The following is a 22,718-nucleotide window of genomic DNA, read 5'->3' on the forward strand; positions in this document are numbered from 1 at the left end:
TTGCTCCAGGGGGTGGGTGGTGCGTGGGTCAGGCGTCGTCGTCGGCGGGCGCGAGTTCGACCAGGACCTGCTCGGTGGCGACCAGGTCGCGCACGGCGCACGTGATCGCGGTGACGACGCCGGTGAAGGGCGCGAGGATGCGGTTCTCCATCTTCATCGCCTCGACGACGACGAGGGCGGCCCCCTCCTCGACCCGGTCGCCGACCTCGCAGAGGAGGCCGACCACGGTGCCCGGCATCGGCGTCTTGACGGCGTTGTCGGCGGCCGCGGCGCCCGCGCCGGCGACGCTCCGGTCGGCCAGGGCCACCCGGTGCCCGTCGATGCCGAGCTCCCAGCCGGCCGCGGTGCGCAGGCCCGTCCAGGCGAGGCCGTCGACGGTCCCGCGGAACAGGCCCGGGCTGCCGGGCACGGCGGTGGCGGCGACGGTGAACGGCCGGCCCTCGACCTGCACCTCGACGCTCGCGCCGCGGCGGGCGGTGAGGCCGACGCCCAGGGTTCGTCTGCCGTGGCGCAGTTCGACCCGCCCGAACGGCGCGACCGGGTCGAGCCGGCGGCGGTCGGACGGGCCGACGGTGCCCTGCCAGGGGGAGGCGGGGGCGCCGTCGAGCGGCGGGAGCTGCATCGCGGCCGCGCACGCGGCGGCGGCCTCGGCGCGCTCGGCCGGGGTGGTGCTGCCCTCCGCCGGGGTGGCGACCAGGGCGTCCACCAGGTGGGTGTCCATCCGGCCGGCGACGACGGCGGGCGCCCGCAGGAGCTCGACGAGGAAGCCCAGGTTGGTGGTCAGGCCGAGCAGGGCGGTGCCGCGGACGGCGTCGGCCAGGCGGCGCAGCGCGGCCGGGCGGTCGGGCGCGTGGGCGATCAGCTTGGCGACCATGGGGTCGTAGAAGGCGGGCACCTCGGCGCCGCCGGTGAAGGCGGATCCGCCGAACTCCGGCTCGAAGGGGTCGAGTCCGGCATCGAATCCGGCGTCGAGGCCGGTGTCGAATCCCGCGTCGAATCCGGCCGCGCCGGTGCCGTGGCCGGTCGCGGTGTCGTCGAAGGCGGCCTCGACCCGGACGCCGGCCGGCCAGCGCACCGCGGCGGCGCGGCCGGGCGCGGGGCGGAAGCCCTCGGCCGGGTCCTCGGCGTAGACGCGGACCTCGACGGCGTGGCCGGTGGCGGTGATCTCGTCCTGGGCGAGCGGGAGCGGCTGCCCGTCGGCGACGCGCAGCTGCCACTCGACCAGGTCGACGCCGGTGATCTCCTCGGTGACCGGGTGCTCCACCTGGAGGCGGGTGTTGACCTCCAGGAAGTAGCAGCGGTCGGCCGGGTCGACGATGAACTCGAAGGTGCCGGCGTTGACGTAGCCGAGCGAACGGGCGCCGCGGACGGCCGCTTCCAGGAGCTCGGCGCGGACGGCGTCGGGCAGGTTGGCGGCCGGGGCCTCCTCGACGACCTTCTGGTGGCGGCGCTGCAGCGAGCACTCGCGCTCGAAGAGGTGGACGACGTTGCCGTGGCGGTCGCCGAAGACCTGGACCTCCAGGTGGCGGGGCCGCTCGACGTAGCGCTCGACGAGCAGCCGGCCGTCGCCGAAGCTGCTGCGGCCGAGCCGGACGGCCTCGGCGACGGCGTCGGGCAGTTCGGCGGCGGCGCGCACGACGCGCATGCCCTTGCCGCCGCCGCCCGCCACGGGCTTGAGCATCACGGGGTAGCCGATCCGCTCGGCGTCGGCGAGGATCGCCTCCGCCGATTCGGTGGCGGTCTCGGAGCCGGGCAGGACGGGCACGCCGGCGGCGGCCATCAGGGCGCGGGCGGTCGACTTGTCGCCCATGGCCGTGATCATCTCGGCGTCGGGGCCGACCCAGACCAGCCCGGCGGCGGCGACGGCCGCGGCGAAGCCGGGGTGCTCGGAGAGGAAGCCGTAGCCGGGGTGGACGGCGTCGCAGCCGGTGCGTAAGGCCGCGTCCACGAGCGCGGTGACGTCGAGGTAGCTCTCGGCGGCCGCGGCCGGCCCGATCCGGACGCGTTCGACGGCGCCTTCGAGGTGGGCGGAGCGGTGGTCCGCGTCGGAGTGCACGGCGACGTACTCGACGCCCAGGCGGCGGCAGGTGCGGGCGATCCGCCGGGCGATCTCGCCGCGGTTGGCGATCAGGACTCGTTTGATCATTTCGTCATCACATCCGGAACACGCCGAAGCGCGTCTCCTGCTTGGGAGCGTCGACGGACATGGCCAGGCACAGCGCCAGCCATTCGCGGGTCTCGGTCGGGTCCACCACGGCGTCCACCCACATCCGGGCGGCGTAGTAGAGCGGGTGGGACTGCCGCTCGTAGGTCTCGATGATGGGGCGCTTGATCGACTCCTCCTCCTCGGGGGAGAGGATCTTGCCCTCCTTCGCCAGCTGGTCGCTGCGCAGGAGCGCCATCACCGTCGCGGTCTGCTCGGCGCCGACCACCGTGGACTTGGCGCTCGGCCACATCGCCATCAGCCGCGGGCCCATCGAGCGCCCGCACATGGCGAGGTTGCCGGCGCCGTAGCTGCCGCCGACGACCAGGCTGAACTTGGGCACCTTGGCGGTGGAGACGGCGTTGACGAGCTTGGCGCCGTGCTTGGCGATGCCGTCGGCCTCGTACTCGGCGCCGACCATGAAACCGTTGATGTTGTGCAGGAACAGCAGCGGGATGTCCCGCTGGGTGCACAGCTCGATGAAGTTGGCGGCCTTCTGGGCGCTCTCCGGGAAGAGGACGCCGTCGTTGATCAGGACGCCCACCGGGTAGCCGCCGATGTGGCCGGTGCCGCAGACGATCGTCGGGCCGTAGCGGGCGCGGTACTCGACGAGCTCGCTGCCGTCCAGGAGGCGGGCGAGGACGTCCCTGGCCGGGATGTGCTCGCGCAGGGTCGCGCTGACGATGCCGGGCAGTTCCGCCGGGTCGTACAGCGGCGGGCGCGGGGCCCGCGGCGGCGGGGCGAGTGCCGGGCGGCTGTCGCGGGCCATGATCTCCCGGACGATCGCGAGCGCGTGCTCGTCGTCCTCGGCCAGGTGGTCGGCCACGCCGCTGACCCGGGTGTGCAGGTCGGCGCCGCCGAGGGTCTCGGCGTCCACCATCTCGCCGGTGGCGGCGCGCACGAGCTGCGGGCCGCCGAGGAACACCGTGCCGGTGCCGCGCACGATCACCGTCTCGTCGCACATCGAGGGGATGTACGCGCCGCCGGCGGTGCAGCTGCCCATGACCGCGGCGATCTGCGGCAGGCCGAGGGCGGACAGCTCGGCGATGTTGCGGAACATCCGGCCCAGGTGGTGCTCGCCCGGGAACAGGTGCTCCTGCAGCGGGAGGTAGACGCCGCCGGAGTCGACCAGGTAGATGCAGGGCAGGCCGTTCTCGCGGGCCACGTTCTGGGCGCGCAGCTGCTTCTCGACGGTCAGCGGGAAGTAGCTGCCGCCCTTGACGGTCGCGTCGTTGGCGAAGATCACGGCCGGCCGGCCGCTCACCACACCGATGCCGGTGACCAGGGCGGCCGAGGGCACGTGCTCGTCGTAGACCTCGTGCCCGGCCAGCTGGCCCAGCTCCATGAACGGCGTGCCCGGGTCCAGGAGCCGGTGCACGCGCTGACGGGCGGTCATCTTGCCGCGCTCGGTGTGGCGCCGCCGCGAGCGCTCGTCGCCGCCGGCCACGGCGGTGGCCCTGGCCCGCGCGATGACCTGCCGCTTCTCGTCGAACGCCGCCGAGTTGCGGCGGAACGCCTCGGAGGAGGTGTCGACGTGGGACTGCAGGACGGTCATCGGCGCTGCTCCTGGGCGCCTGCGGCCTTGGCTGCCAGGCCCTCGGCACGCAGGCCGTCGTTGAGGGCGGTGCAGAAGTCCCGGATCTCCGCCTCGGCCATGTTGGCGCGCAGCATCAGGCGCAGGCCGGCCTTGCCGCGGCCGATGACCGGGAAGAAGATCGGCGAGGTGTAGTAGCCGCGCTTCAGGAGCTCCCCGGCGAGGCGGATGGTGGCCTCCTCGGAGCCGATGTCCACGAAGCGGATCGGCAGGCCGTCGCCGCTGAACGAGGTGTCCACGAGCGAGTCGAAGAGGGAGATGTTGTCCTGCAGCCGCAGCTGGAGCTCCTTCAGCTCCGGGGAGCGGTGCAGTTCGACGGAGGCCATGACGGCGCCCAAGCCGGCGGTGTTGATGCGCTGCGACCACATCAGCGGGCCGCCGTTGCGCAGCGCGGTGTCACGGCGCTTCTGATCGCCGTTGCGGCCGAGGAAGATCGCCCCGCCGGACGCGCCGAAGCCCTTGTTGAGCGAAGTGATGATCAGCGTGCGGTCGTTCATGCCGCCGCGTGCGGCCATCTCCTCCAGGACGGCGCCGCGGCCGCGCTCGCCGACGGTGGAGACGCCGTGTGCCTCGTCGAAGAACAGGAACAGCCCGTACTTCTCCTGGAGGCGCAGCAGTTCGGCGATCGGGGCGGCGCCGCCGGTGCTGTAGACGCCGTCGGCGACGAAGGCGACCTGCGGGTGCTTGCGGCAGAGGTCTTCCAGGGCCGCCATGTCGTTGTGCGCGATGGTGACGATCTCGGCCTCGTCGGCGACGGCGGGCTTGAGCGCGTTGAGGCAGAAGTGCGCGTTCTTGTCGAAGACCATCAGCGGCGGCACGTCGTCGGTGAGCAGTCCGGAGGCGAGCAGCGGCAGGCTCGCCCAGGCCGCGGCGGCGCACGAGGCGACGGTGACGGCCTCGACGTCGAACAGCTCGGACAGCGCGGTCTCGGCGTCGCGCAGCGAACCGAAGCGGATGCGCATGCGGGAGGTCGAGCTGTTGAGCGCGCCCTCGGCGAGCACTGCGTCGGCGGCGGCCCGCACGATCCGGGGGTGGGTGTCGAGGCCGAGGTAGGAGTAGGAGGACATGTTCACGAACTCGTGGCCGTCGGCCAGCGCCCGGTGCCGCCCGTCACCGAGGCCGGACACCACGATGTCGAACATCCCGGCCTCGGAGGTGACCTCCCAGAAGTCGTGGCTGATCCGCGCGGACTTCTTGAGGTTCAGGTAAGTGTGCACGCCGGTTTCCTTGTCGGATTGCGGTACAAAAATGCAAGGCGAAGCCACCCGGAATGACGACGTCATTCGGGACCATCGGGGTCATTGGGGGAAAGGGCAACGCCGCTCAGCGAACGGAAGCATTGATCCAAAGAATTCAATACCCCGGAACGACTGTCAACCGGAAACTATTTGCCGCCTCGCAAAACGGACAGACCGGTATGCGCCGGGTGCACCGGAAAATATTTGCCGGTCGGCCGCCATTGACACCCCTCGGGCCATTGGATAAAAACCGGGGCGCATTGTGCCGACCGACCGGTCGGGTGGGAACCCGGGATTACCGGATCGGGACGGCGGCGCCCGAGACGCGGACGCGGGCGTCGCCCTCGCGCAGCTCGACGTGCAGCAGACCCGGGCGGCCGAGGTCCTCGCCCTGGTGGAGCGTCAGGACGGCCGGCGCGCCGACGGCGCCCAGCTCGCGCAGGTAGGCGCCGAACGCGGCGGCGGCCGTGCCGGTGGCCGGGTCCTCCACCACGCCGCCGACGGGGAACGGGTCGCGGACGTGGAAGACGTGCGCGCTCTCCCGCCACACCAGCTGGAGGGTCAGCAGGTCCCGGGCCGTCATGTAGGCGGCGAGGCCGTCGAAGTCGTACGCGAGGCGGGCCAGGCGGTCGCGGGTGGCGGCGGCGAGCACGAGGTGACGGGCCCCGGCGTAGGCGACGCGGGGCGGCAGGTCCGGGTCCAGATCGGCGGCGGCCCAGCCGAGGAGGGCGAGCGCCTCGGCGACGTCGCCCTCGCTCACGTCCTCGACCTTCGGCTCGACGCTGGTGAGGGTGGCGCGCAGCACGCCGTCCGCGTCCGCTGCCACCTCGACCGGGACCTCCCCGACCGCGGTGCTGAAGACGAACCGCCCGGGGCCGGTGCGCGCGGCGAGGGCGACGGCCGAGGCCACGGTCGCGTGCCCGCAGAACGGCACCTCGGCGAGCGGGCTGAAGTACCGGACGGCGTAGGCGCCCCGGCCGGTGCCGGGGGTGAGGAAGGCGGTCTCCGAGTAGCCGAGCTCGGCGGCGATGGCGAGCATCCGCCCGTCGGACAGCCCGGTGGCGTCCGGGACGACGCCGGCCGGGTTGCCGCCCTCCGGGCGGGTCGCGAAGGCGGTGTAACGGAGGATCTCGGGAGTGGTCGAGGACGTGTCACGGGTCATGCCCGACGAACGCGGGCCGCCACGGCCGTGTTCCCCCTGGTCACCGTTCCCCCGGTCACCGCAGGACGGCCTCCAGCAGGTCGGAGCCCAGCCGGGCGCTGCCGGCCAGGTCGAGCTCGTACAGCATGTACCGCCCGCGCCGCCGGGTGACCAGCAGTCCGGCCTTGCGCAGCACGGCGAGGTGGCGGGAGACCTCGGGGGCCGAGAGCTGCCAGGCGGCCGCGAGTTCGCCGGTGGTGTGCGGGCCGCGGGCGATCGTCCGGGCCAGGCGCAGCCGGATCGGGTGGGCGAGCGCCTCCAGCCGCTGCTGGACGAGCGCCAGCGAGACCGGCTCCGGCAGCCCGGCCTCGGCCACGGGGTACTGGACGACCGGCCGCCAGCCCGGGGCGTGCACGACGAGCAGGTGCGGACGGCCGAACGCGGTCGGGATGAACGTCACTCCCCCGCTCGCCACCCCACTGGTGGCGTTGTCCTGGAGCTTGTCGACGACGATCCGGCGCCGGCCGTCCGCGCCCTGCTCCAGCGCGACGGACGGCGATACCGCCGCGAGCGCCTCGCCGGCGCCGCGCAGGCGCACCAGGTCGGCCTTGCGCCGGGCGTCGGCGGCGAGGTCGGGCAGGACGCGCTGCCAGGCGTCGGCGAAGAACGCCGACCCGCAGTCCTCCAGCATCCGCCGCACCAGGGCGCGCACGGCGGGCGGGTCGGCCAGCAGCCGGTCCGCGAACGCGGCCTGACGGGGGCCGCGGGCGAGGGCGAGCTCGCGGGCCCGCTCGTTCGCGACGGGATCGCTCAGCGGGGAGGCCATCCGCCGGGTGAGCCTGGAGGAGCCGCACGTGGTGATGAGCGCGGCGGTGACGTACAGCTCGTCGTCGACCCGGTCGACGGCGTCGAGCTCCTCCGCGAGGGTGGCGCCGGGCAGGCCGGGCACGAGGAAGTCCGCACGGGAGGAGCGCCAGAGGAAGTCCGCCTCCAGCAGCCGCTCCGACAGCTCGGGCGGGATCGTCGCGGCCGTGGAGGAGGCCCAGCCGTGCAGCGCGGGGTGGTGCCCGGGCTCGGCGAGGACGTGCAGCATCGCGTTCAGCTCGGCGAGCGGGGACGGCGTGAAGACGAGGCGCTCGTCGGGCAGTCCGGTGATGTCGATGGTCAAGCTCACGGAAGGAATCCTCCCACCAGGCCTGATGCACCCCGCCGTCGATTGACGCGAACCGTCAATCGACGTGCCCCGGCGGCCGGCCGGGGCGCACGGTGTCGGCCATGAGCCTGATCCAGGAGAAGTCCGTCCACGACCACGCCGCCGCCCGGGCCGGTGAGCCGCCCGCGCCGCCGGTCGGCACGAGCCGCCGCGGCCCGTCCGCCCTCCTCACCCTGCTCACCGCCGCCGGCGGGCCCCGCTACGCCGCCGCCCTGCTCGTGGACGCGGTGGGCACCGGCCTGCTGCGCCCGTTCCTGCTGCTCTACGGCATCGAGGTGCTGCACCTGACCGCCGGCGGGGCCGGCCTCGCGATGACCCTCGGCATGGTCGTGGGCCTCATGGTGGTGCCGCTGACCGGCCGGTGGATCGACCGGGGCGCCCGCACCCTGCCGGCCGCGGCGACGCTCGCGGTGCGGTCGCTGGGCGCGCTCGCGCTGCTCGCGGCCGGCGGACTGCCCGGCTTCACGGCGGCGGCCGTGCTGATCGGCGTGGGCAGCCAGTCCTGGCCGGCCACCCACGCCGCCGTGGTCAGCACCCTGACCGAGGGCCGGCTGCGGGACGCGGCGCTGGCCGCCGGGCGCTCGCTGCGCAACGCCGGGATGGGCGCGGGCGCGCTGCTGGCCACCGTCGCGGTGACCGGCGGCGAGGGCGCGATCCGGCTGCTCGCGGGCGTGACGGGCGTGACGTGCCTCGGCGCCGCCGCCCTCGTCCGCTCGCTGCGGGTGACGGCTCCGCCCGCTCCCTCCGCTCCCGTCGGCGCTCCGCAGGCCGGCCCCCGCACGCCGATGCGGCGGATCACCCTGCTCAGCCTCGCCAACGTGCCGTACGCCTTCTGCTTCGACGTGCTGGAGGTGGCCCTGCCCGCGCTGCTCGTGCTGCACCTCCAGGCCTCGCCCGCGTGGTCGTCCGGCGTCTTCGTGGGCAACACGGTGCTGGTGCTCGCACTCCAGCTGGCCCTGGTGCTGCGCCTCGCGCACCGGCCGCGGCGCGTGGTCATGGCGGCCGCCGGGTTCGCGCTGTCGCTGTCGTTCCTGGGCTTCTGGGCGGCCGGTTCGCTGGGCGGCACGCCGGGCGCGGCGGGCATCGCGGTGGTCGCGGTGCTGTTCACGCTGGGCGAGATCCTCTACACCGGCTCCGGCACGGCCCTGGTGGCGGCCGTGGCGCCGCCGCACCTGCTCGGGCGGGCGCTGGCCCGCTGGGAGCTGTCGATGGGCGTGGGCAGGGCGGCGGCACCCGCGGTGCTGACGGCCCTGCTGGCGGCCGGGCCCGGGGTGCTGTGGTCCACGCTGGCGGTCGCCACGCTCGCGGGGGCGGTGGCGGTGCTGCGGCTGGGACCCGCGGAGTGACGCCGGCCGCGGCGGCCCTTCCCGGGATGCGGGCGGGCCGCCGAGCACCGATCCTGGGCGCGACGCCTGTCCCCGGAAGGAAGATGCATGAGCGAGCGAAGCGAGCAAATCATCGAGAGGTGCGTGTTGCGCGAAGCGCCTGCCGACCGAAGGGAGGCGGGCGCATGAGCGCGCTCGACTTCGAGGTCATCGACAGCCCGGACAGCTCCCTCAACAAGACCTCCGTCCTCGTCACCGGCCCGAACGACGCCCTGCTGGTGGACGCCGGCTTCACCCGCTCCGACGGCCGCCGCCTCGCCGAACGGATCCGGGCCACCGGCAAGCGGCTCACCACGGTGTTCGTCAGCCACGGCGACCCGGACTTCTACTTCGGCGCGCAGGAGGTCCAGGACGCCTTCCCCGAGGCCCGCTTCCTCGCCACCCCGTCCACCGTCCAGCACATCCAGGACACCTACGAGGCCAAGCTCGGGGCCTGGGCGCACCTCGGCCCCGAGCTGCCCACCCGGCTCGTGCGGCCCGAGCCCCTGCACGGCGACGAACTCGTCTTCGAGGGCCACCGGTTCGAACTGCGCGGCGCCGACTTCCACCTGCCCGACCGGCACTACCTGTGGCAGCACCACCACCACGCCGTCCTCGGCGGCGTGCTGCTGTTCGAGGGCCTGCACGTGTGGACCGCCGACACCCCCGCCCCCGAGCAACGGGCGGCCTGGATCGACCTGTTGGACGGCATCGAGGCGCTGGAACCGCAGTTCGTCGCGGCCGGCCACCGCACCGCCGGCGCGCCCACCAACCTCACCTCCGTCTTCCACACCCGCGACTACCTGCGCGCCTTCGAGACCGAGATCGGCCGTTCCCCGGACGCCGCCGCGGCCGAACAGGCCCTGGAGAAGCGCTTCCCGGACCTCGGCCTGGCGATCGCCGTCGACCTCGGCACGAAGGTCGCCATGGGCGAGACGACCTGGGGCTGAGCCACGATGATCGAGATCCCGCGCGGGACCGCCGCGTTCAACGAGTCCGCCGCCCCCGCCGACGTCGTCCGCCGCCAGTACCTCGCCTCCGCCCGCGGCGACCTCGCCGCCCTGCGCGCCACCCTCGCCGACGACATCGAGTGGACGGAGATGGCCGGCTTCCCCCTCGCCGGCACCTACCGCACCCCCAAGGGCGTCACCGGCAACGTGATGGAACGCCTCGCCGCCGAGTGGCACGACTGGACGGCCCACGACGACACCTACGTCGTGGACGGCGAGAACGTCGTCGTCCTGGCCCGCTACACGGCCGTCCACAAGACCACCGGCAAACCCCTCGCGGTGCGCGTCGCCCACCACTTCGTGGTGCGCGGCGGCCGCATCGTGCGTTTCGAGCAATTCACCGACACCGCCCTGGTCCGCGACGCGACACAACCGTAGGCCACGCCCCTCACCTGACTTCACCCGAACGGGGGAGCCGGTGGCGGCGCGCCCGGCGCGGTCTCGACAGGCCACCGGCGAGGCGGCAGGCTGGCCGTCGATCCGGGCCGGAGAGCGAGGAGTTCAGCATGGGAACCGCGGACGACAGCGGACGTGAGCGGCCGATCGTCATCGTCGGCGCGTCGCTCGGCGGGGCCAAGGCCGCGCAGGCGCTGCGCGAGGCCGGGCACCGGGGCGGCATCGTCCTGATCGGCGAGGAGCACGAGCGCCCGTACGAGCGGCCGCCGCTGTCCAAGGGCTACCTGCTCGGCAAGACGCCCCGCGAGAAGATCTACGTCCACCCGCCGCAGTGGTACGCCGAGAACGACATCACGCTGCGCCTCGGCACGGCCGTCTCAGCGATCGACCCCGCCGCGCACACCGTCACCCTCGCCGACGACGGGCGGATCGAGTACGCCAAACTCCTGCTCACCACCGGCTCGGTGCCGCGCCGCCTGCCGGTGCCCGGCGCCGACCAGGACGGCGTGCTCTACCTGCGCCGGGTCGAGGACAGCGACCGGATCAAGGCGGCGCTGCGCCCGGGCGCCCGGGTCGTGGTGATCGGCGCCGGCTGGATCGGCCTGGAGACCGCCGCCGCGGCCCGGGAGGCGGGCGCCGAGGTCACCGTGCTGGAGGCCGCCGAACTCCCGCTGCTGCGCGTGCTCGGGCGCGAGGTCGCCCAGGTCTTCGCCGACCTGCACCGCTCGCACGGCGTCGACCTGCGCTTCGAGGTCCGCGTCGAGGAACTCACCGGCGCCGACGGCACGGTGACGGGCGTCCGGCTCGGCGACGGCAGCACCGTCCCGGCCGACGTCGTCATCGTGGGCATCGGCATCGCGCCCGCCACGGCCCTCGCCGAGGCCGCCGGCCTGGAGACCGACAACGGCATCACGACCGACGAGCACTTGCGCACCTCCGCCCCCGACGTCTACGCGGCCGGCGACGTCGCCAACGCCTACCACCCGCTGTTCGCCCGCCACATCCGCGTCGAGCACTGGGCCAACGCCGTCAACCAGCCCCAGACCGCCGCCCGCGCGATGCTCGGCGGGGACGACGCCGGGTACGACCGCGTCCCGTACTTCTTCACCGATGCCGAGTGGACACCCCGGCATCCTAACGAGCCGGTGGCCTCGCGGGACAAGCTGAGCATGGAATACCTCGGCTACGTCGAGCCCGACGGCTACGACCGGGTCGTGTTCCGAGGGGACGTGGAGGCCAACGAGTTCATCGCCTTCTGGCTCAAGGACGGCCGCGTCCTCGCCGGGATGAACATGAATGTCGGGGACGTTACCGACCCGATCCGCGAACTCATCCGGTCGAAGCGGGCGGTGAACGCCGATCGTTTGGCCGACCCGAGTGTTCCTCTCGGGGAAGTGTGAGCGAGGACGGATACGCGCCGCCGCGCGACCTGAGATCGCACGCCGATGGCAACGCAAAGCCCCCGGAGTGACACCGCCAAGCGTCTCCGGGGACTCTGCTGTATCCGTCCGACCCCGCCACAGAGAAGGACGGTTATCCGTACGACGCTACGGCACGACAGGGTTGGCCGCCGTCTGGACGGCCTCGGCGATGTCGAGGCGACGCATCAGCCAGCTGGCCAGCATCAGGGTTTCCTGTGCCTCCTCGCGATCGTCCGACTCGTCCGCCCCGTGACCGCGCGGATTCCGGAGCGCCTGCATGGCCCCTTTGAAGAGGTCCCGCATGCCGCTCTGCTCGCTGGGCAGCGAAGCGCCCGTCGAGCGGGTCACGACTAGCCGCGGGGCGTTCGTGCCGAGGGCGATGCCCATCAGCTTCTCGCCGATCTCTGTTGAGCCCATAAGCAGCTGGACTCGGTACTCGACAGCCTTGAACGCCGCAAACACCGCATCGGCGTAGTGCCCAGTCTCAAAGCGGCGGGCGGACACAGCGGTGATCGCCGGATGCAGAAGGCAGGTGAGTGAGAGCTCTTCGTCACCCTGCCCGGCCATCGGGGCAGGTTCGGGCATGACGAGACTGCTGCTTGCCGTCTCTGTGGCGGTCGATGTCTCGGTGCGCCCGAGGACCTGCTGGCGGCGCTTCCAGTAGCCACGCAGATCATTGACGCCGATCCCGGCAAACTTCCTGACCTGCCTGTCGAAGGAGATAGCCCACGACTCCGGCCCCTCCCCAAAGCTCAGGTTGACGCACCAAGGTTCCGTGACGGACACCTTCGCGGCAAAGACGATCACGTCAGCGTCGATGGTGTTCGGGTCGCGACCCGCCACAAAAGCGTTGAAGTCGATGGACGGCCTTACGCCGCGCTTTGGGTCCAAGGCCGGCTCCCAGCCGTTCTCAACCCCTACTGCCTGCTCCAGGAGCAGCAACATTGCTCTGATCACAGGTCCACCCGATTCGCAGTTCGCCAGCCCGGCGGGGGTGAGCTGGATCTGCTGGTGGCTCTGCGGCAGAGCACCGCGTCTCGTGTCGATCCCCCACACCAGATCGTCGGGCAACTGCTGCACCGCGACCTCGTATTCAATGCCTTTCCGGTTCAGGGTCCGGTCCAGCGTGTCGAATGTCGGCCATTCGCCGCTGTCGGACATGTGCCAGAACAGCGCCTCCAACAGCTCGTACCCGTCTCCGCCCGCCGGGCGCGGCATCCCCTCCGGAGCCGTGATGCGCATGTTCCCCACCTGTCGCTCGTCCCGTACTGGACGGCAGGCTATCCGTCGACCACACCGGGACGCATCGTGATTCATCGCCTCCCGGAAGCCGCTGGTCATCGGCCTTCCGCGGCGGCGGCACGGTCAGGGCTTCGGCGTAGTCGGGTGATGTCCGGTTTGTGATCACGCGAGTCCGAGGAGTCCGAGTGGTCTCTGCGGGTCGCGGGCGTTACGGCGGAGGGCGGCGGCGATGTTCGTGACGCCGGTCCGCTTCACGGCGCCGATGGCCAAGTTGCGCAATGTCGCCATCGGGCGTGGCGCACTACCGGTCCGCAGCTGGGAGGCGTCCTCCGCGAACGTGGTGTCCCGGACGTGGTGCAGGACCTCGATGGTCCAGTGGTCGCGGACCAGCCTCGCGAGATGGGCTGGGGTGGCCTGTTTGGTGGTGAGGCTGGTGACGGCGTAGATGGTCTTGATGGTGATCCTGCCCGTCTTGCGGTCGGTGCGGCGACGCTTGATCTGGATGGCCTGCCGGGCGCCGGGGAACAGCAGGTTGTTCACCGTGGCGGCCTTGATCCGGCGGATCTCGGAGCGTCCGTGGCCGCTGTCCTTGGTGCGGCCCTGGAGCGGGATGTGCTTCAAGGGAAGGGACTTGAGCTGCTTGCGAAGGTTCTTCTGGTTGCCCTTAACGATCACGACGTAGTGGGCGCGTCGACCGAGGAGGTACTCGGCGTGCTCGCGCTGGGTGTGCATCGCGTCGCTGGTGACGACCAGGCCGGCAACGTCGGCGACGGTGTCCAGCAGCGGCTGGAAGCAGGTGATCTCGTTCGTCTTCTCACCGACGTCCAATTGGGCCAGGACCAGGCCGGTGGTGTGCTCCATCGCGGCGAGGAGGTGGATCTTGCGGCCATGGGCCTTGGCGGCGCCGCGCAGGCTCTTGCCATCCACCGCCAGGCCGCGTAGGCCGGTGGTCGCACGTCGGCGGTCTGCGAGCCAGCGGCCGACGGCCCGATCGAGTGCGTCGGCGTCGATGCGGGCCAGCAGCCGACGGACCGTCGATTCGGCAGGCAGGAGCCGTTCGGGCATCAGCGGATCGGGGCGGACGCCGAGGTGCTCCAGCACCTGGGCTGGGGCGTCGGCGATCCATTCGCCCACCGCCAGAAGCGAGGTCGCCCCGGCCAACACGGCGCACGCGGTCAGCGCGAGCACGGCGGCCAACGCGTGTCGCACCCCGCGCGGATCACGAGGGTCCGGCACCGCGGCCAGCCGCTCCAACAGCCCCGGAACCTCGGCAAGAGCAACCTCGGGTTGCTCGCGGAGCTGGTCAAGAGCAGGCGAGATCAGAGATGATGCGTCGACAGGCACGGTCTTCCACTTGGATCACGGGGCGTAGAGAACTCCATGATCTTGGAAGCCGTGCCTGCCTCACCCAGGCAACCATCAGCGACCGGGTCCGGCGGCGCGTAGCATCAGCCTGTGACGAGGACACCGAGGCCAGGAGCACATTGCCCCGTATGCGGGCTCGATCAGGGATTCGACCCCTGGGGTCCAGACGGACTGACGCCGTCGTTCGCAATCTGCAGCTGCTGCTTCATCGAGTTCGGCTACGAGGACGCCTCGAATGCAGGGGTCATGGCCGCGCGAGCTGCATGGATTGAGGCTGGCTGCCCCTGGCGTGGATCGGTGAGCGAACGCCCGGCGGCGTGGGATCCCCAGGTGCAACTGATCGACAGCTTGAAGCTGCCGTAAGGCTGGGTCTCGGGCTGGACGTCCGTACCCGTGAATGCCTCTCACCTCTTAAGGCCATATCCTCATGAATCGGACATCCTGCGACTTCGCCGAAGCCCTGCGTGCCGTCTCGTGACGTTTTGCCTGATCAGAGCACGTGCGGCAGGTTGACCCGTGCTACCCCATGTTGCACCGTCCAAAGGCGTCCGTCCACCGGCTGTCCACCGAGACAGCTCCCGGCGGGACCGGTGGACAGCCGGTGGACAGTTAGCGAGGTCTTGTCGGCACGCTACAAACCGACCCGGGGAGGTGCCGCCACTGCCAAAGAGGGCTCGGCCGGCGTCCCGTCCGGTCAGCCAACCGCCCCGACCGCCGCCACCACCCGACGATGAGTGCGCGCCACCGGCTCCTGAGCCAAAGGAACAGGAGTGAGGAGGAATACGTCGCTCCTCTTCTGGATTGGTTCCTCCGTACGGTCGTGCGAAGGGGGCGTGGGTGGCTGACCTGAAGGTGTTCCGGCTCGGGGCGGACGGCCAGGACGTGGAGCTGCGCAGCTCGACGGTGGCGCTGGAGGTGCAGCTGCAGCGCCGCGTGGAGGCCAGCATGGAGGCCATGCTCGGCGTCCGGTTCCTGGCGTCGGAGTACCCGACCGGTCCGTGGCACCGGGGCCGGGTGGACTCGCTGGGTCTGGACGAGAACGGCGCGCCGGTCGTGATCGAGTTCAAGAAGGGCAACGACAGCGGGGTCGTCTCGCAGGCCGTCTCCTACCTCACCTGGGTGAAGAGCGGCCGCCACGAGTTCGAGGCCCTCGTCAGGGAGAAGCTGGGCCCGGAGGCGGCCGAGTCTGTCGACTGGCGTGCTCCCCGGGCGCTGTGCATCGCGGCCGGGTTCTCGCACCACGACCGGGTTGCCGTTGGTGACCTGGGGCGGCAGTGGCCGATCGAGCTGGTCCGCTACCGGATCTTCGACGGCGGGCTGCTGAGCCTCCAGCGGGTCGAGCCGGTCTCCGCCGCCGTCAGCTCGGCGGGCATGCGCAGATCGACCACGTCTTCGGTGCCGGCGGCTGCCGTCGAGGCGGCCGAGCTGCCGGTCCTTGCCGACGTACCGGAGTGTCTCCGGGATCTGTACGGCGAGCTGGACGAAGTGCTCACCGCGTCGGGCGAGGTGGAGACCGTCGTCCTCAAGCACTACATCGCGTACCGACGGCTGCAGAACGTGGCCAGCGTGATCTTCCGGCCTTCGGTTTCGCACCGGGTGATCCTGGTGTACCTGCGCCTGGACCCGGACACGGTCGAGCTGGAGGAGGGCTTCACGCGCGACATGCGCGGGATCGGGCACCTGGGCACCGGTGACCTGGAGGTGCGGATCGCCTCGGCGGCCGACCTGACGAAGGCGGGACCGCTGATCGAGCGGGCGGTTCAGGCGGCCTGACGAAACGGCGAGGGCGGCTGGAGCTTGATGCTCCAGCCGCCCTTGTGGGTCTGCAGGCCGGTCGGTGCCGGCTGTCCGAGGTTCTCACCGTCACGCCTCCGGTCCGGCGAGGACGAAGTCGTCCTTGGTCAGCTCGGCGCGCAGGCGCTGCTCGGCGACGTCGGCGTAGTGCGGCGAGAGTTCGGCTCCGACGAATCGCCGGCCTTCGCGCAGGGCGGCGACGCCGGTCGAGCCGCTTCCGGTGAACGGGTCGAGGACGGTGCCGTTCTCGGGGCAGATCTGGACGAGCTGCTGCATGATCTCCAGCGGCTTCTGGGTGATGTGGACCCGGTCCCTGCGGGGCTGGCTGGCGATGAAGTGGCCGGGCAGGTAGAGGTCCCGGCTGTTGTCGAGGGTGCCCTTGACGCCCCAGATGATGAACTCCGTGGACTGCTTGAAGCCGCCCTTGCGCGGACGGCTGGCGGGCTTGATCCACGGGATGGTGCCCTGCCACGTCCACCCGGCCATCTGCAGCGCGTCGCTGGTGGTGGGCTCCTGCCGCCAGTCGGAGAAGACCATCGCGACCGAGTGCTCGGTGCTCGCCCGGTATGCCTCGGTCAGCAGGTCGGTGAGCCAGGAGCGGTACGAGCGCTGGTCGCGGTTCTCGCCGGGGAAGGTCTTCAGGTCGTGCGCGGAGTTGGAGGTCACGTACTTGGCGCGGGCGTCGCGGCTGGTGCGCTCGGAGCTGGTCCGGCCGCCGCTGTTGTACGGCGGGTCAGTGATCACCGCGTTGACGCTCTCGTCGGGCAGGGACTTCAGGACGGTGAGAGCGTCGCCTCGGTGCAGCTTGTAGCTCATGGGTTCTTCCTTCAGGGCGTGGTTGGGCCCGCTCCGGGCGGCGCCTGGCGGCAGCCGCCGGGAGCGGGGATGTCGAGGAAGGTAGCGGCGATCGGCGGCCGTACCTAACGAGCGGCGACGCAGGTGCCGGGCCTGCTCGGGGGTCGTTTGGTGCGGCCGACTTTCGCGTCTACTGTCTCGCCATGCCAACCCGGCAGCAGGCCGAACGGGCTTGGGCCCGGCGCGTGTTGCCCTGTGCTGCCCTGTCTCGCGGAGCCACGCGGGCGGCATCTTCCTTCCCCCGATTCCGAGGAGTACCTCCGTGTTCCGGCTGAGATTACGAGCGCGGCTGGCTGCCGCGCGTGACCCGAGACCGGCGTCCGGGAGCTACCAACTCCTCTGACCCGGGCCCGCCCTGAGCGAGGGCGGTTTCACGACCGGCGCGGTGCCGGTGACTTCTTCGCACGAGAGTCCGGCACCGCGCCCTCCTACGAATCCCGCAAGGAGCCGCTGCGATGCAGCATGCCCTGGCACACCCGTGCCCTCATAGTTCCCCGCCAACTGCCCTGTACCGCTTCGGCGATCGGCGGCGGCCGTGAAGAAGACCGCCGGCGCGCTCGTCGGTGTCCTCGCCTGCGGCCCGCTGCTGCTCGCCCTGCCGGTGGTGATCGTCGGCGCGGGCAACGCATCGGCCGCGTCCGCCTCGTGTCCGCCCGGCGGCGCGCAGGGAGTGGACAGTTCCGCCGTCGCGGCACAGGTGGAGTCGATCCTCAAGGGCTCCAGCCCGCTGTCGGCGCCGAACGTGGCCGGGCTGGACAAGCCGGACGAGCAGATCCCGAACGCCAAGACGATCCAGGCCACCGGTGTCGCGATGCATATCCCCGCCCGCGGGCAGATCGTCGCCCTGGCAACGGCGCTCCAGGAGAGCGGACTTCGGAACATCAACTACGGGGACCGTGATTCGCTGGGCCTGTTCCAGCAGCGGCCCTCGCAGGGCTGGGGAACGGCGGCGCAGATCATGCAGCCGGTGTACGCCTCGACGAAGTTCTACGAGGCGCTCCAGCAGGTCAGCGGCTGGCAGTCGATGACCGTCACCCAGGCCGCGCAGGCGGTGCAGCGCAGCGGTTTCCCCGACGCGTACGCGAAGTGGGAACCGCTGGCGACCGCGCTGCAGAAGGCGATCGAGCCGCTGCTCACCCCCACCGGCACCGCCTCACCGCCACCTGGTGGGAGCCCGACCCCGGCGCCGACTCCTTCGGGCGGAGGCACCGCGAGCCCCTCACCGAGCACCGACGGCTGCGGGTCGGGCGCCGACGGCAGCAACTTCGGGACCATTCCGGCGGGCTCGCTCCCGGCCGGGTACACGATCCCGACCGACGCTCCCCCGCAGATCCAGACCGCGATCCGTTGGGCGCTCGGCCAGTTGGGCACCCCGTACCAGTGGGGCGGCAACTGCAACGATCCCCATGGCGCCGACCCGATGGGCAGGTGTGACTGCTCCTCGCTGATGCAGGCGTCCTACCGGGCGGCCGGGGTCACGCTCTCGCGAACGACCTACACCCAGGTCGGCGAGGGCCAGCCGGTGACGGTGGACTCGTTGAAGCCCGGTGATCTGCTGTTCACCGAGGGAGCAGCCCAAGTGCCCGAGCACGTCGGTATGTTCATCGGCGGCGGCCTGATCGTTCAGGCCCCGCACACAGGCGACGTGGTCAAGATCTCGACCCTCGCCGAATGGCGGCCACAGATTCTCGCCGCCCGCCGCGTCGTCTGACCGGCGCTTCTCCCCTCCCTCCCTTTCCCCTCTGTCCCTCCGGGCCTTCGCCCGCCCGTATTCGAACTGGAGTACCCATGTTTCTCGCGAACGCGGCCACGCAGCTCGCCTTCGACCCCGGCATCACCCCGAACGAGGGCGGCCTGCCCGGCCTCTCGGTTCTCAAGCAGGTGATGGGCTCGATCAACCTGTTCGGGATCATCGCGATCGTCGGCGCGCTCGCGGTGAGCGCCGGAGTGTGGGCCTGGGGCCACCACTCGGGCGGCCACCAGGCCGAGGCCAACGGCAAGAAGGGCGTACTGGTCAGCGCGGGCGCCGCTCTGCTGATCGGCGCGGCGAACGGAATCGTGGCGTTCTTCTCGGGCCTTGGCGGCCAGGTCCACTGATGCAGAATCGTTCCTTCACCCGTGAAGGCGTGTCCGGCGGCGCATCGCGCGTGCGCCGCCGGGCGCTGCTCGGCCTCGTGGTCCTTGTGGTCCTCGTCGTCCTGGCCGGCGCCCTCGCCTACTTCACCCGCGACTCCCGAAGCGCGCCCAAGCCCGCTTCTCCGGTGGCCAGTTCGCCCTCCTCCGCCGGGGCGCCCCCGTCGACGGTGCCGACGGGCGGTGCCGGCTCGGTTCCGTCGCCGCCGTCGACGCACGATCCGATCGCCTACGCGAAGGCTGCGGTGGTGGCGCTGTGGTCGTACGACACCCGCGCGTACTCGCAGCCGGAGCTGGTGGCCGGCCTCCACCGCTGGCTGACGACCGAGGCGAGTTACGCGGACGCCGACTCGGTGGACCGCCTGGTGCCCTCGCCGCTGCTGTGGGGACGGATGGCCGACTCCGGTCAGTTCGCCACCGCGACCGCGGAGGAGGCGCACTTCCCGGACGCGTTCACCAGGGCGCTGCAGGCTGATCCGGGGGCGATCAAGCAGGCGTACATCTACGCCGTCACCGTCACCGGCAAGCAGTCGATCTCCTGGAACGGCGCTCCGCAGGGCGGGGCCGAGGACCGCTCGTCCACCCTGGCCGTCCAGTGCCGCCCCGACCGTCCCTGCGCTTTGGTCGGCGTGCTGCCGACAGTGTCGCCCTGACCCCATAAGGAGGTTCTCCCATGGGTGTCTGCGACGTCCCCATGATCAGCCAGGTCTGCGACGCGGTTGATGCCATCAACTTCGTCTCGGATCCGGGCAAGAGCATCACCGACGGCATCGGTGCGTGGATCACCAAGTCGATGACGGAGCTGGCGACCAGTGCCGTCAACCTCGCCTCGCAGGGGGTCAACCAGACGACCGGCATCGACCTCAACGCCGGTTGGTTCAGGCAGAACTACGAGTTGATCCTGCCGATCGGCTTGATCCTCACGGTTGGTACGTTCTGTGCGCAGTTGATCATCGCCGCCTGGCGCCGTGATGACCGGGCGCTGGCCCGCGCGGCCTGGGGCACGATGACCGGCGTGCTGTTCTCCTTCGGCGCGATCTCCTTCACCTCCGTGGCGGTGACGGTCGTCGACGCTTTGTCCGACAGCCTGTTCAAGGCCGCCGGGACCACGTTGGAGGACGCGATCAGGCGGATCATCAAGGTCTCCGAACTCGGCTTCATGTACGGCCTCGGCTGGGCGATCCCATCCCTGGTCGCCATCGGGTGCGCGATCGGCGCGTTCCTCTACTGGGGCACGATGGTCGCGCGCAAGGTCGGCATCCTGGTCCTGGTCGTGCTCGCCAGCTTCGCCGGTGCCGGCGGTGGCTGGGAGGTCGCGCAGCGCTGGCGACGCGGCTGGATCGAGGCCACCGCCACCCTGGTGGCCTCGAAGCTCCTGATGACCATCGTGTTCATCACCGGCATCTCCGCGATCGGCAACTCGAACGCCAAGGACGGGATGAGCGCCCTGTCCGACGCCATGGCCGGTGTCGTGATCATGGTTTTGATCCTGCTCTGCCCGTACGCCTGCTACAAGTTCATCCACTGGGCGACCGACGGCTCGGGCCACGACGACATGCACCGCACCAGCGTCGCCGGTGTCGCGGTGGCCGCCGGGGCCGCGAAGACCGCCGCCGGCCTCGCGATGCAGATGGGCACCAGTGTCCCGGCCCCGCAGGGCCCCGCCAAGGTCCCCGGGACGGACGGCGGCGGTGCCTCCTCCGGCATCGACCCGACCGGGCGGATCAGCAAGGAAGGCATCGACGCGGGCTCCGCACAGCCGACGAAGTTCCGCTTCGGCGAGGACCCGGCCGCCCCCGGCGACCGCGGACGCGCCCTGGTCACCCGGCCCGGTCTCCCGGCCCTGATCACTCGGGCCGCCCCCGGCGGAGACGGTGGTCAGCCGTCGTCCGGCAGCAGCCAGGACGGCGTCGCGGCCCAGCCCGCCGCTCCGCCCGCGCCGCAGCTGTCGACGACCCCGGCTGCACCCGCACCCTCGGCGCCCGGTCCGGCTCCTGCTCCGGCGGCCCCCTCGGTCCCGGCGCCGCCCGCACCGGCAGCCGAAGGACCGTCCCCGGCCGGACCGCCGGCCCGGTTCGTCTTCCCGAACCAGCCGCCCCAGCCCGGTTCCTGACCGGCCCCCTTCCCGGGGGTGGGCGGCCCTGCGCCGCCCACCCCGGGCCCCGGCCCGATCTCTCGAAAGAGCACCGCGATGACGTCCAGAAGATCGCCGCGCCCCCGCCCGCCGCCCGCATGCTCACCCCTCTGGAACCCCGATGTCCTCCTCGACGCCCGACGCCACCCCTGCGTCCGTCAAGTTCCCCCACCGCAGCCGCCGCGGCATCCTGCTCGGCCTGAGCGCGCCGCAGCTGATCGCCACGTCCATCACCGGCCTGCTGCTGCTCGCCGTGCTCACCACCCGGGGCGTCACCGGCGCCCTGCAGCTCATACCCCTGTGGGCGGGTGTCGCCGCGCTGGTGTTCATCCGCTACCGGGGCCGCACCCTCGCCGACTGGGCACCGATCGCCGCCCGCTACGGCCTGCGGCGCCTGCGCGGACAGCTGATCTGGCTCGCCCGCCCCTCCCGCCGCCCGGTGCGCGAGGGCCTGCTCCACCTGCCCGGCAGCGCGGCCAGCCTGCGCGTGGTCACCGCACCGGACCGCCGCTACGGCGCCGTCCACGACCCGCACGCCGGCACCCTCACCGCGATCGTCAAGGTCAGCAGCCGCGCCTACGCCCTCCTGGACCCCGGTACCCAGAGCGCCAACGTCAACGGCTGGGGCCGCGCGCTGGCGGCGCTCGCCCGCACCGGCCAGGTCGCCCGCATCCAGGTGGTGGAGCGGACCGTTCCCGACACCGGCGACGCGCTTCGCCGGTACTGGGAGGAGCACGGCCACCCCGACGCGCCGCTCGCCGGCGAGCTGTACGGGGAGCTGATCCGGGGCGCCGGTCCGGCCGCCGCCCCGCACGAGGCGTACGTCGCCGTGGCCCTGGACTTCAAGGGCGCGCGGCGGCTGATCAACCAGGCCGGAGGCGGCCTGACCGGCGCCTTCGCGGTCCTGGCCCAGCTCACCTCCGCGTTCGAGCAGTCCGCCCGCACCGCCGGCCTCAACCCGACCGGCTGGCTGAACGCCGGGGAGATCGCCGCCGTCGCGCGCACCGCCTACGACCCCAAGTCCCGTGCGGCGCTGGACCGCTGGTCCGAGGACGGGCGTCCGGCCGCCGACCCGGCCGCCGCAGGTCCGGTGGTCGTGGTGGAGAAGGCCGACCACATCTCGACCGACTCCGCCCACCACACCACCTACTGGGTGGAGAACTGGCCCAGGACGCAGGTCAACCCCGGCTTCCTGCACCAGCTGATGTTCGCCTCCGGTGTGCGCCGCACCGTCTCCCTGGCCTACGAGCCCCAGGACCTGGACTCGGCGATGCGCGATGTCCGCCGCAAGAAGGCGTCGGTGATCGCCGACTCGGCCGAGCGTGCCCGCAAGGGCCAGGTGGCCAGCGAGGCCGACTCGGTGGAGTACCAGGACATCCAGGACCGCGAGCGGCAGCTGATCGCCGGCCACGCCGACGTCGCGCTCACCGGTCTGCTGACCGTCTCCGCCGACACCGAGGACGAACTGCGCTCCGCCTGCGCCGTGGTGGAGACCGCCGCCGTGGGCGCCCAGCTCGACCTTCGCCCGCTCACCTGGCAGCAGGCCGAGGCGTTCACCGCCTCCGCGCTGCCGTTCGCCCTCGCCGCCTGATGCCGGCCCGCCCTCCCTCTGAAA

Annotated in this window: 18 protein-coding genes; 10 read left to right on the forward strand and 8 right to left on the reverse strand. The window is 71.9% G+C overall.

The genetic code is table 11. The features are described 5' to 3' along the window. Window positions 1-28 precede the first annotated feature (28 nt). From ACFVU9_RS13025 to ACFVU9_RS13045, 5 genes are all read right to left on the reverse strand, one after another. Window positions 29-2,146: a biotin carboxylase N-terminal domain-containing protein gene (locus ACFVU9_RS13025; protein WP_387592863.1), complete on the reverse strand. Its 2,118-nt coding sequence runs from the start codon at window positions 2,144-2,146 to the stop codon at window positions 29-31. A 7-nt stretch (window positions 2,147-2,153) separates the two neighbouring features. Then, window positions 2,154-3,758: a carboxyl transferase domain-containing protein gene (locus ACFVU9_RS13030; protein ID WP_387592866.1), complete on the reverse strand. Its 1,605-nt coding sequence runs from the start codon at window positions 3,756-3,758 to the stop codon at window positions 2,154-2,156. Beyond that, complete coding sequence (locus ACFVU9_RS13035; RefSeq protein ID WP_380439248.1) at window positions 3,755-5,014, reverse strand: aminotransferase class I/II-fold pyridoxal phosphate-dependent enzyme; 1,260 nt, start codon at window positions 5,012-5,014, stop codon at window positions 3,755-3,757. Before ACFVU9_RS13035 ends, ACFVU9_RS13030 begins: the two co-directional genes overlap by 4 nt. 316 nt (window positions 5,015-5,330) lie before the next feature. Further along, window positions 5,331-6,197, reverse strand: coding sequence for a PhzF family phenazine biosynthesis protein (locus ACFVU9_RS13040; protein ID WP_387592869.1), 867 nt, complete (start codon window positions 6,195-6,197; stop codon window positions 5,331-5,333). Window positions 6,198-6,252: 55 nt separating this feature from the next. Next, entirely contained in the window at window positions 6,253-7,350 is a 1,098-nt protein-coding gene (locus ACFVU9_RS13045; RefSeq protein ID WP_380439251.1) for a DUF5937 family protein, read from the reverse strand. A 101-nt stretch (window positions 7,351-7,451) separates the two neighbouring features. On the opposite strand from ACFVU9_RS13045, the gene ACFVU9_RS13050 reads away from it, so the two are divergent. The 4 genes from ACFVU9_RS13050 (at window position 7,452) to ACFVU9_RS13065 (ending at window position 11,559) form a co-directional block, all read left to right on the forward strand. Then, a complete protein-coding gene (locus ACFVU9_RS13050) occupies window positions 7,452-8,735 on the forward strand; it encodes an MFS transporter (RefSeq protein WP_387592872.1) in 1,284 nt (427 codons plus the stop codon). A 164-nt stretch (window positions 8,736-8,899) separates the two neighbouring features. Continuing rightward, window positions 8,900-9,703 carry an MBL fold metallo-hydrolase gene (locus tag ACFVU9_RS13055; RefSeq protein WP_387592875.1) on the forward strand — a complete coding sequence of 268 codons (804 nt, stop codon included), beginning with the start codon at window positions 8,900-8,902 and terminating at the stop codon, window positions 9,701-9,703. 6 nt (window positions 9,704-9,709) lie between these two features. Next, window positions 9,710-10,141, forward strand: coding sequence for a nuclear transport factor 2 family protein (locus ACFVU9_RS13060; protein WP_380495384.1), 432 nt, complete (start codon window positions 9,710-9,712; stop codon window positions 10,139-10,141). Between the two features lie 128 nt (window positions 10,142-10,269). Continuing rightward, window positions 10,270-11,559 carry an NAD(P)/FAD-dependent oxidoreductase gene (locus ACFVU9_RS13065; protein ID WP_387592879.1) on the forward strand — a complete coding sequence of 430 codons (1,290 nt, stop codon included), beginning with the start codon at window positions 10,270-10,272 and terminating at the stop codon, window positions 11,557-11,559. A 147-nt stretch (window positions 11,560-11,706) separates the two neighbouring features. Here the strand turns inward: ACFVU9_RS13065 and ACFVU9_RS13070 are convergent, their stop codons facing one another. After that, complete coding sequence (locus ACFVU9_RS13070) at window positions 11,707-12,822, reverse strand: TIGR02391 family protein (protein ID WP_387592882.1); 1,116 nt, start codon at window positions 12,820-12,822, stop codon at window positions 11,707-11,709. 162 nt (window positions 12,823-12,984) lie between these two features. Further along, window positions 12,985-14,031 (reverse strand): ISAs1 family transposase, encoded by a 1,047-nt coding sequence (locus ACFVU9_RS13075; RefSeq protein ID WP_387592885.1) that lies wholly within the window; start codon window positions 14,029-14,031, stop codon window positions 12,985-12,987. Between the two features lie 993 nt (window positions 14,032-15,024). Between ACFVU9_RS13075 and ACFVU9_RS13080 the strand changes: the two genes are divergently transcribed. After that, window positions 15,025-15,960, forward strand: a complete 936-nt coding sequence (locus ACFVU9_RS13080) for a hypothetical protein (RefSeq protein ID WP_387592888.1) — start codon at window positions 15,025-15,027, stop codon at window positions 15,958-15,960. Window positions 15,961-16,050: 90 nt separating this feature from the next. Here ACFVU9_RS13080 and ACFVU9_RS13085 read toward each other — a convergent pair whose 3' ends face one another. After that, window positions 16,051-16,797, reverse strand: a complete 747-nt coding sequence (locus ACFVU9_RS13085) for a DNA-methyltransferase (RefSeq protein ID WP_387592891.1) — start codon at window positions 16,795-16,797, stop codon at window positions 16,051-16,053. 574 nt (window positions 16,798-17,371) lie between these two features. Between ACFVU9_RS13085 and ACFVU9_RS13090 the strand changes: the two genes are divergently transcribed. The 5 genes from ACFVU9_RS13090 to ACFVU9_RS13110 all read left to right on the forward strand — a co-directional run bounded on the left by ACFVU9_RS13090 (window position 17,372) and on the right by ACFVU9_RS13110 (window position 22,694). Then, the gene (locus tag ACFVU9_RS13090) at window positions 17,372-18,547 is read left to right on the forward strand and encodes a C40 family peptidase (protein WP_387592894.1); all 1,176 of its coding nucleotides are present in this window, start codon (window positions 17,372-17,374) and stop codon (window positions 18,545-18,547) included. 77 nt (window positions 18,548-18,624) lie between these two features. Then, complete coding sequence (locus ACFVU9_RS13095) at window positions 18,625-18,933, forward strand: DUF6112 family protein (RefSeq protein ID WP_387592897.1); 309 nt, start codon at window positions 18,625-18,627, stop codon at window positions 18,931-18,933. Next, the gene (locus ACFVU9_RS13100) at window positions 18,933-19,622 is read left to right on the forward strand and encodes a hypothetical protein (protein WP_387592900.1); all 690 of its coding nucleotides are present in this window, start codon (window positions 18,933-18,935) and stop codon (window positions 19,620-19,622) included. The genes ACFVU9_RS13095 and ACFVU9_RS13100 overlap by 1 nt, the downstream gene beginning before the upstream one ends. A gap of 20 nt (window positions 19,623-19,642) precedes the next feature. Then, window positions 19,643-21,082 carry an ATP-binding protein gene (locus ACFVU9_RS13105; protein WP_387592903.1) on the forward strand — a complete coding sequence of 480 codons (1,440 nt, stop codon included), beginning with the start codon at window positions 19,643-19,645 and terminating at the stop codon, window positions 21,080-21,082. Window positions 21,083-21,224: 142 nt separating this feature from the next. Beyond that, window positions 21,225-22,694, forward strand: coding sequence for an SCO6880 family protein (locus tag ACFVU9_RS13110; RefSeq protein ID WP_387592905.1), 1,470 nt, complete (start codon window positions 21,225-21,227; stop codon window positions 22,692-22,694). Window positions 22,695-22,718 lie beyond the last annotated feature (24 nt).

Source organism: Kitasatospora sp. NPDC057936, from assembly GCF_042887525.1.
Lineage (GTDB): Bacteria > Actinomycetota > Actinomycetes > Streptomycetales > Streptomycetaceae > Kitasatospora.

Bases quoted from the DNA above. Each gene is read 5' to 3' on its own strand.
- ACFVU9_RS13070 (WP_387592882.1), bottom strand. From the start codon at position 12,822: ATGCGCATCACGGCTCCGGAGGGGATGCCGCGCCCGGCGGGCGGAGAC.
- ACFVU9_RS13060 (WP_380495384.1), top strand. From the start codon at position 9,710: ATGATCGAGATCCCGCGCGGGACCGCCGCGTTCAACGAGTCCGCCGCC.
- ACFVU9_RS13100 (WP_387592900.1), top strand. From the start codon at position 18,933: ATGCAGAATCGTTCCTTCACCCGTGAAGGCGTGTCCGGCGGCGCATCG.
- ACFVU9_RS13030 (WP_387592866.1), bottom strand. From the start codon at position 3,758: ATGACCGTCCTGCAGTCCCACGTCGACACCTCCTCCGAGGCGTTCCGC.
- ACFVU9_RS13110 (WP_387592905.1), top strand. From the start codon at position 21,225: ATGTCCTCCTCGACGCCCGACGCCACCCCTGCGTCCGTCAAGTTCCCC.
- ACFVU9_RS13025 (WP_387592863.1), bottom strand. From the start codon at position 2,146: ATGATCAAACGAGTCCTGATCGCCAACCGCGGCGAGATCGCCCGGCGG.
- ACFVU9_RS13065 (WP_387592879.1), top strand. From the start codon at position 10,270: ATGGGAACCGCGGACGACAGCGGACGTGAGCGGCCGATCGTCATCGTC.
- ACFVU9_RS13085 (WP_387592891.1), bottom strand. From the start codon at position 16,797: ATGAGCTACAAGCTGCACCGAGGCGACGCTCTCACCGTCCTGAAGTCC.
- ACFVU9_RS13105 (WP_387592903.1), top strand. From the start codon at position 19,643: ATGGGTGTCTGCGACGTCCCCATGATCAGCCAGGTCTGCGACGCGGTT.
- ACFVU9_RS13050 (WP_387592872.1), top strand. From the start codon at position 7,452: ATGAGCCTGATCCAGGAGAAGTCCGTCCACGACCACGCCGCCGCCCGG.
- ACFVU9_RS13055 (WP_387592875.1), top strand. From the start codon at position 8,900: ATGAGCGCGCTCGACTTCGAGGTCATCGACAGCCCGGACAGCTCCCTC.
- ACFVU9_RS13040 (WP_387592869.1), bottom strand. From the start codon at position 6,197: ATGACCCGTGACACGTCCTCGACCACTCCCGAGATCCTCCGTTACACC.
- ACFVU9_RS13095 (WP_387592897.1), top strand. From the start codon at position 18,625: ATGTTTCTCGCGAACGCGGCCACGCAGCTCGCCTTCGACCCCGGCATC.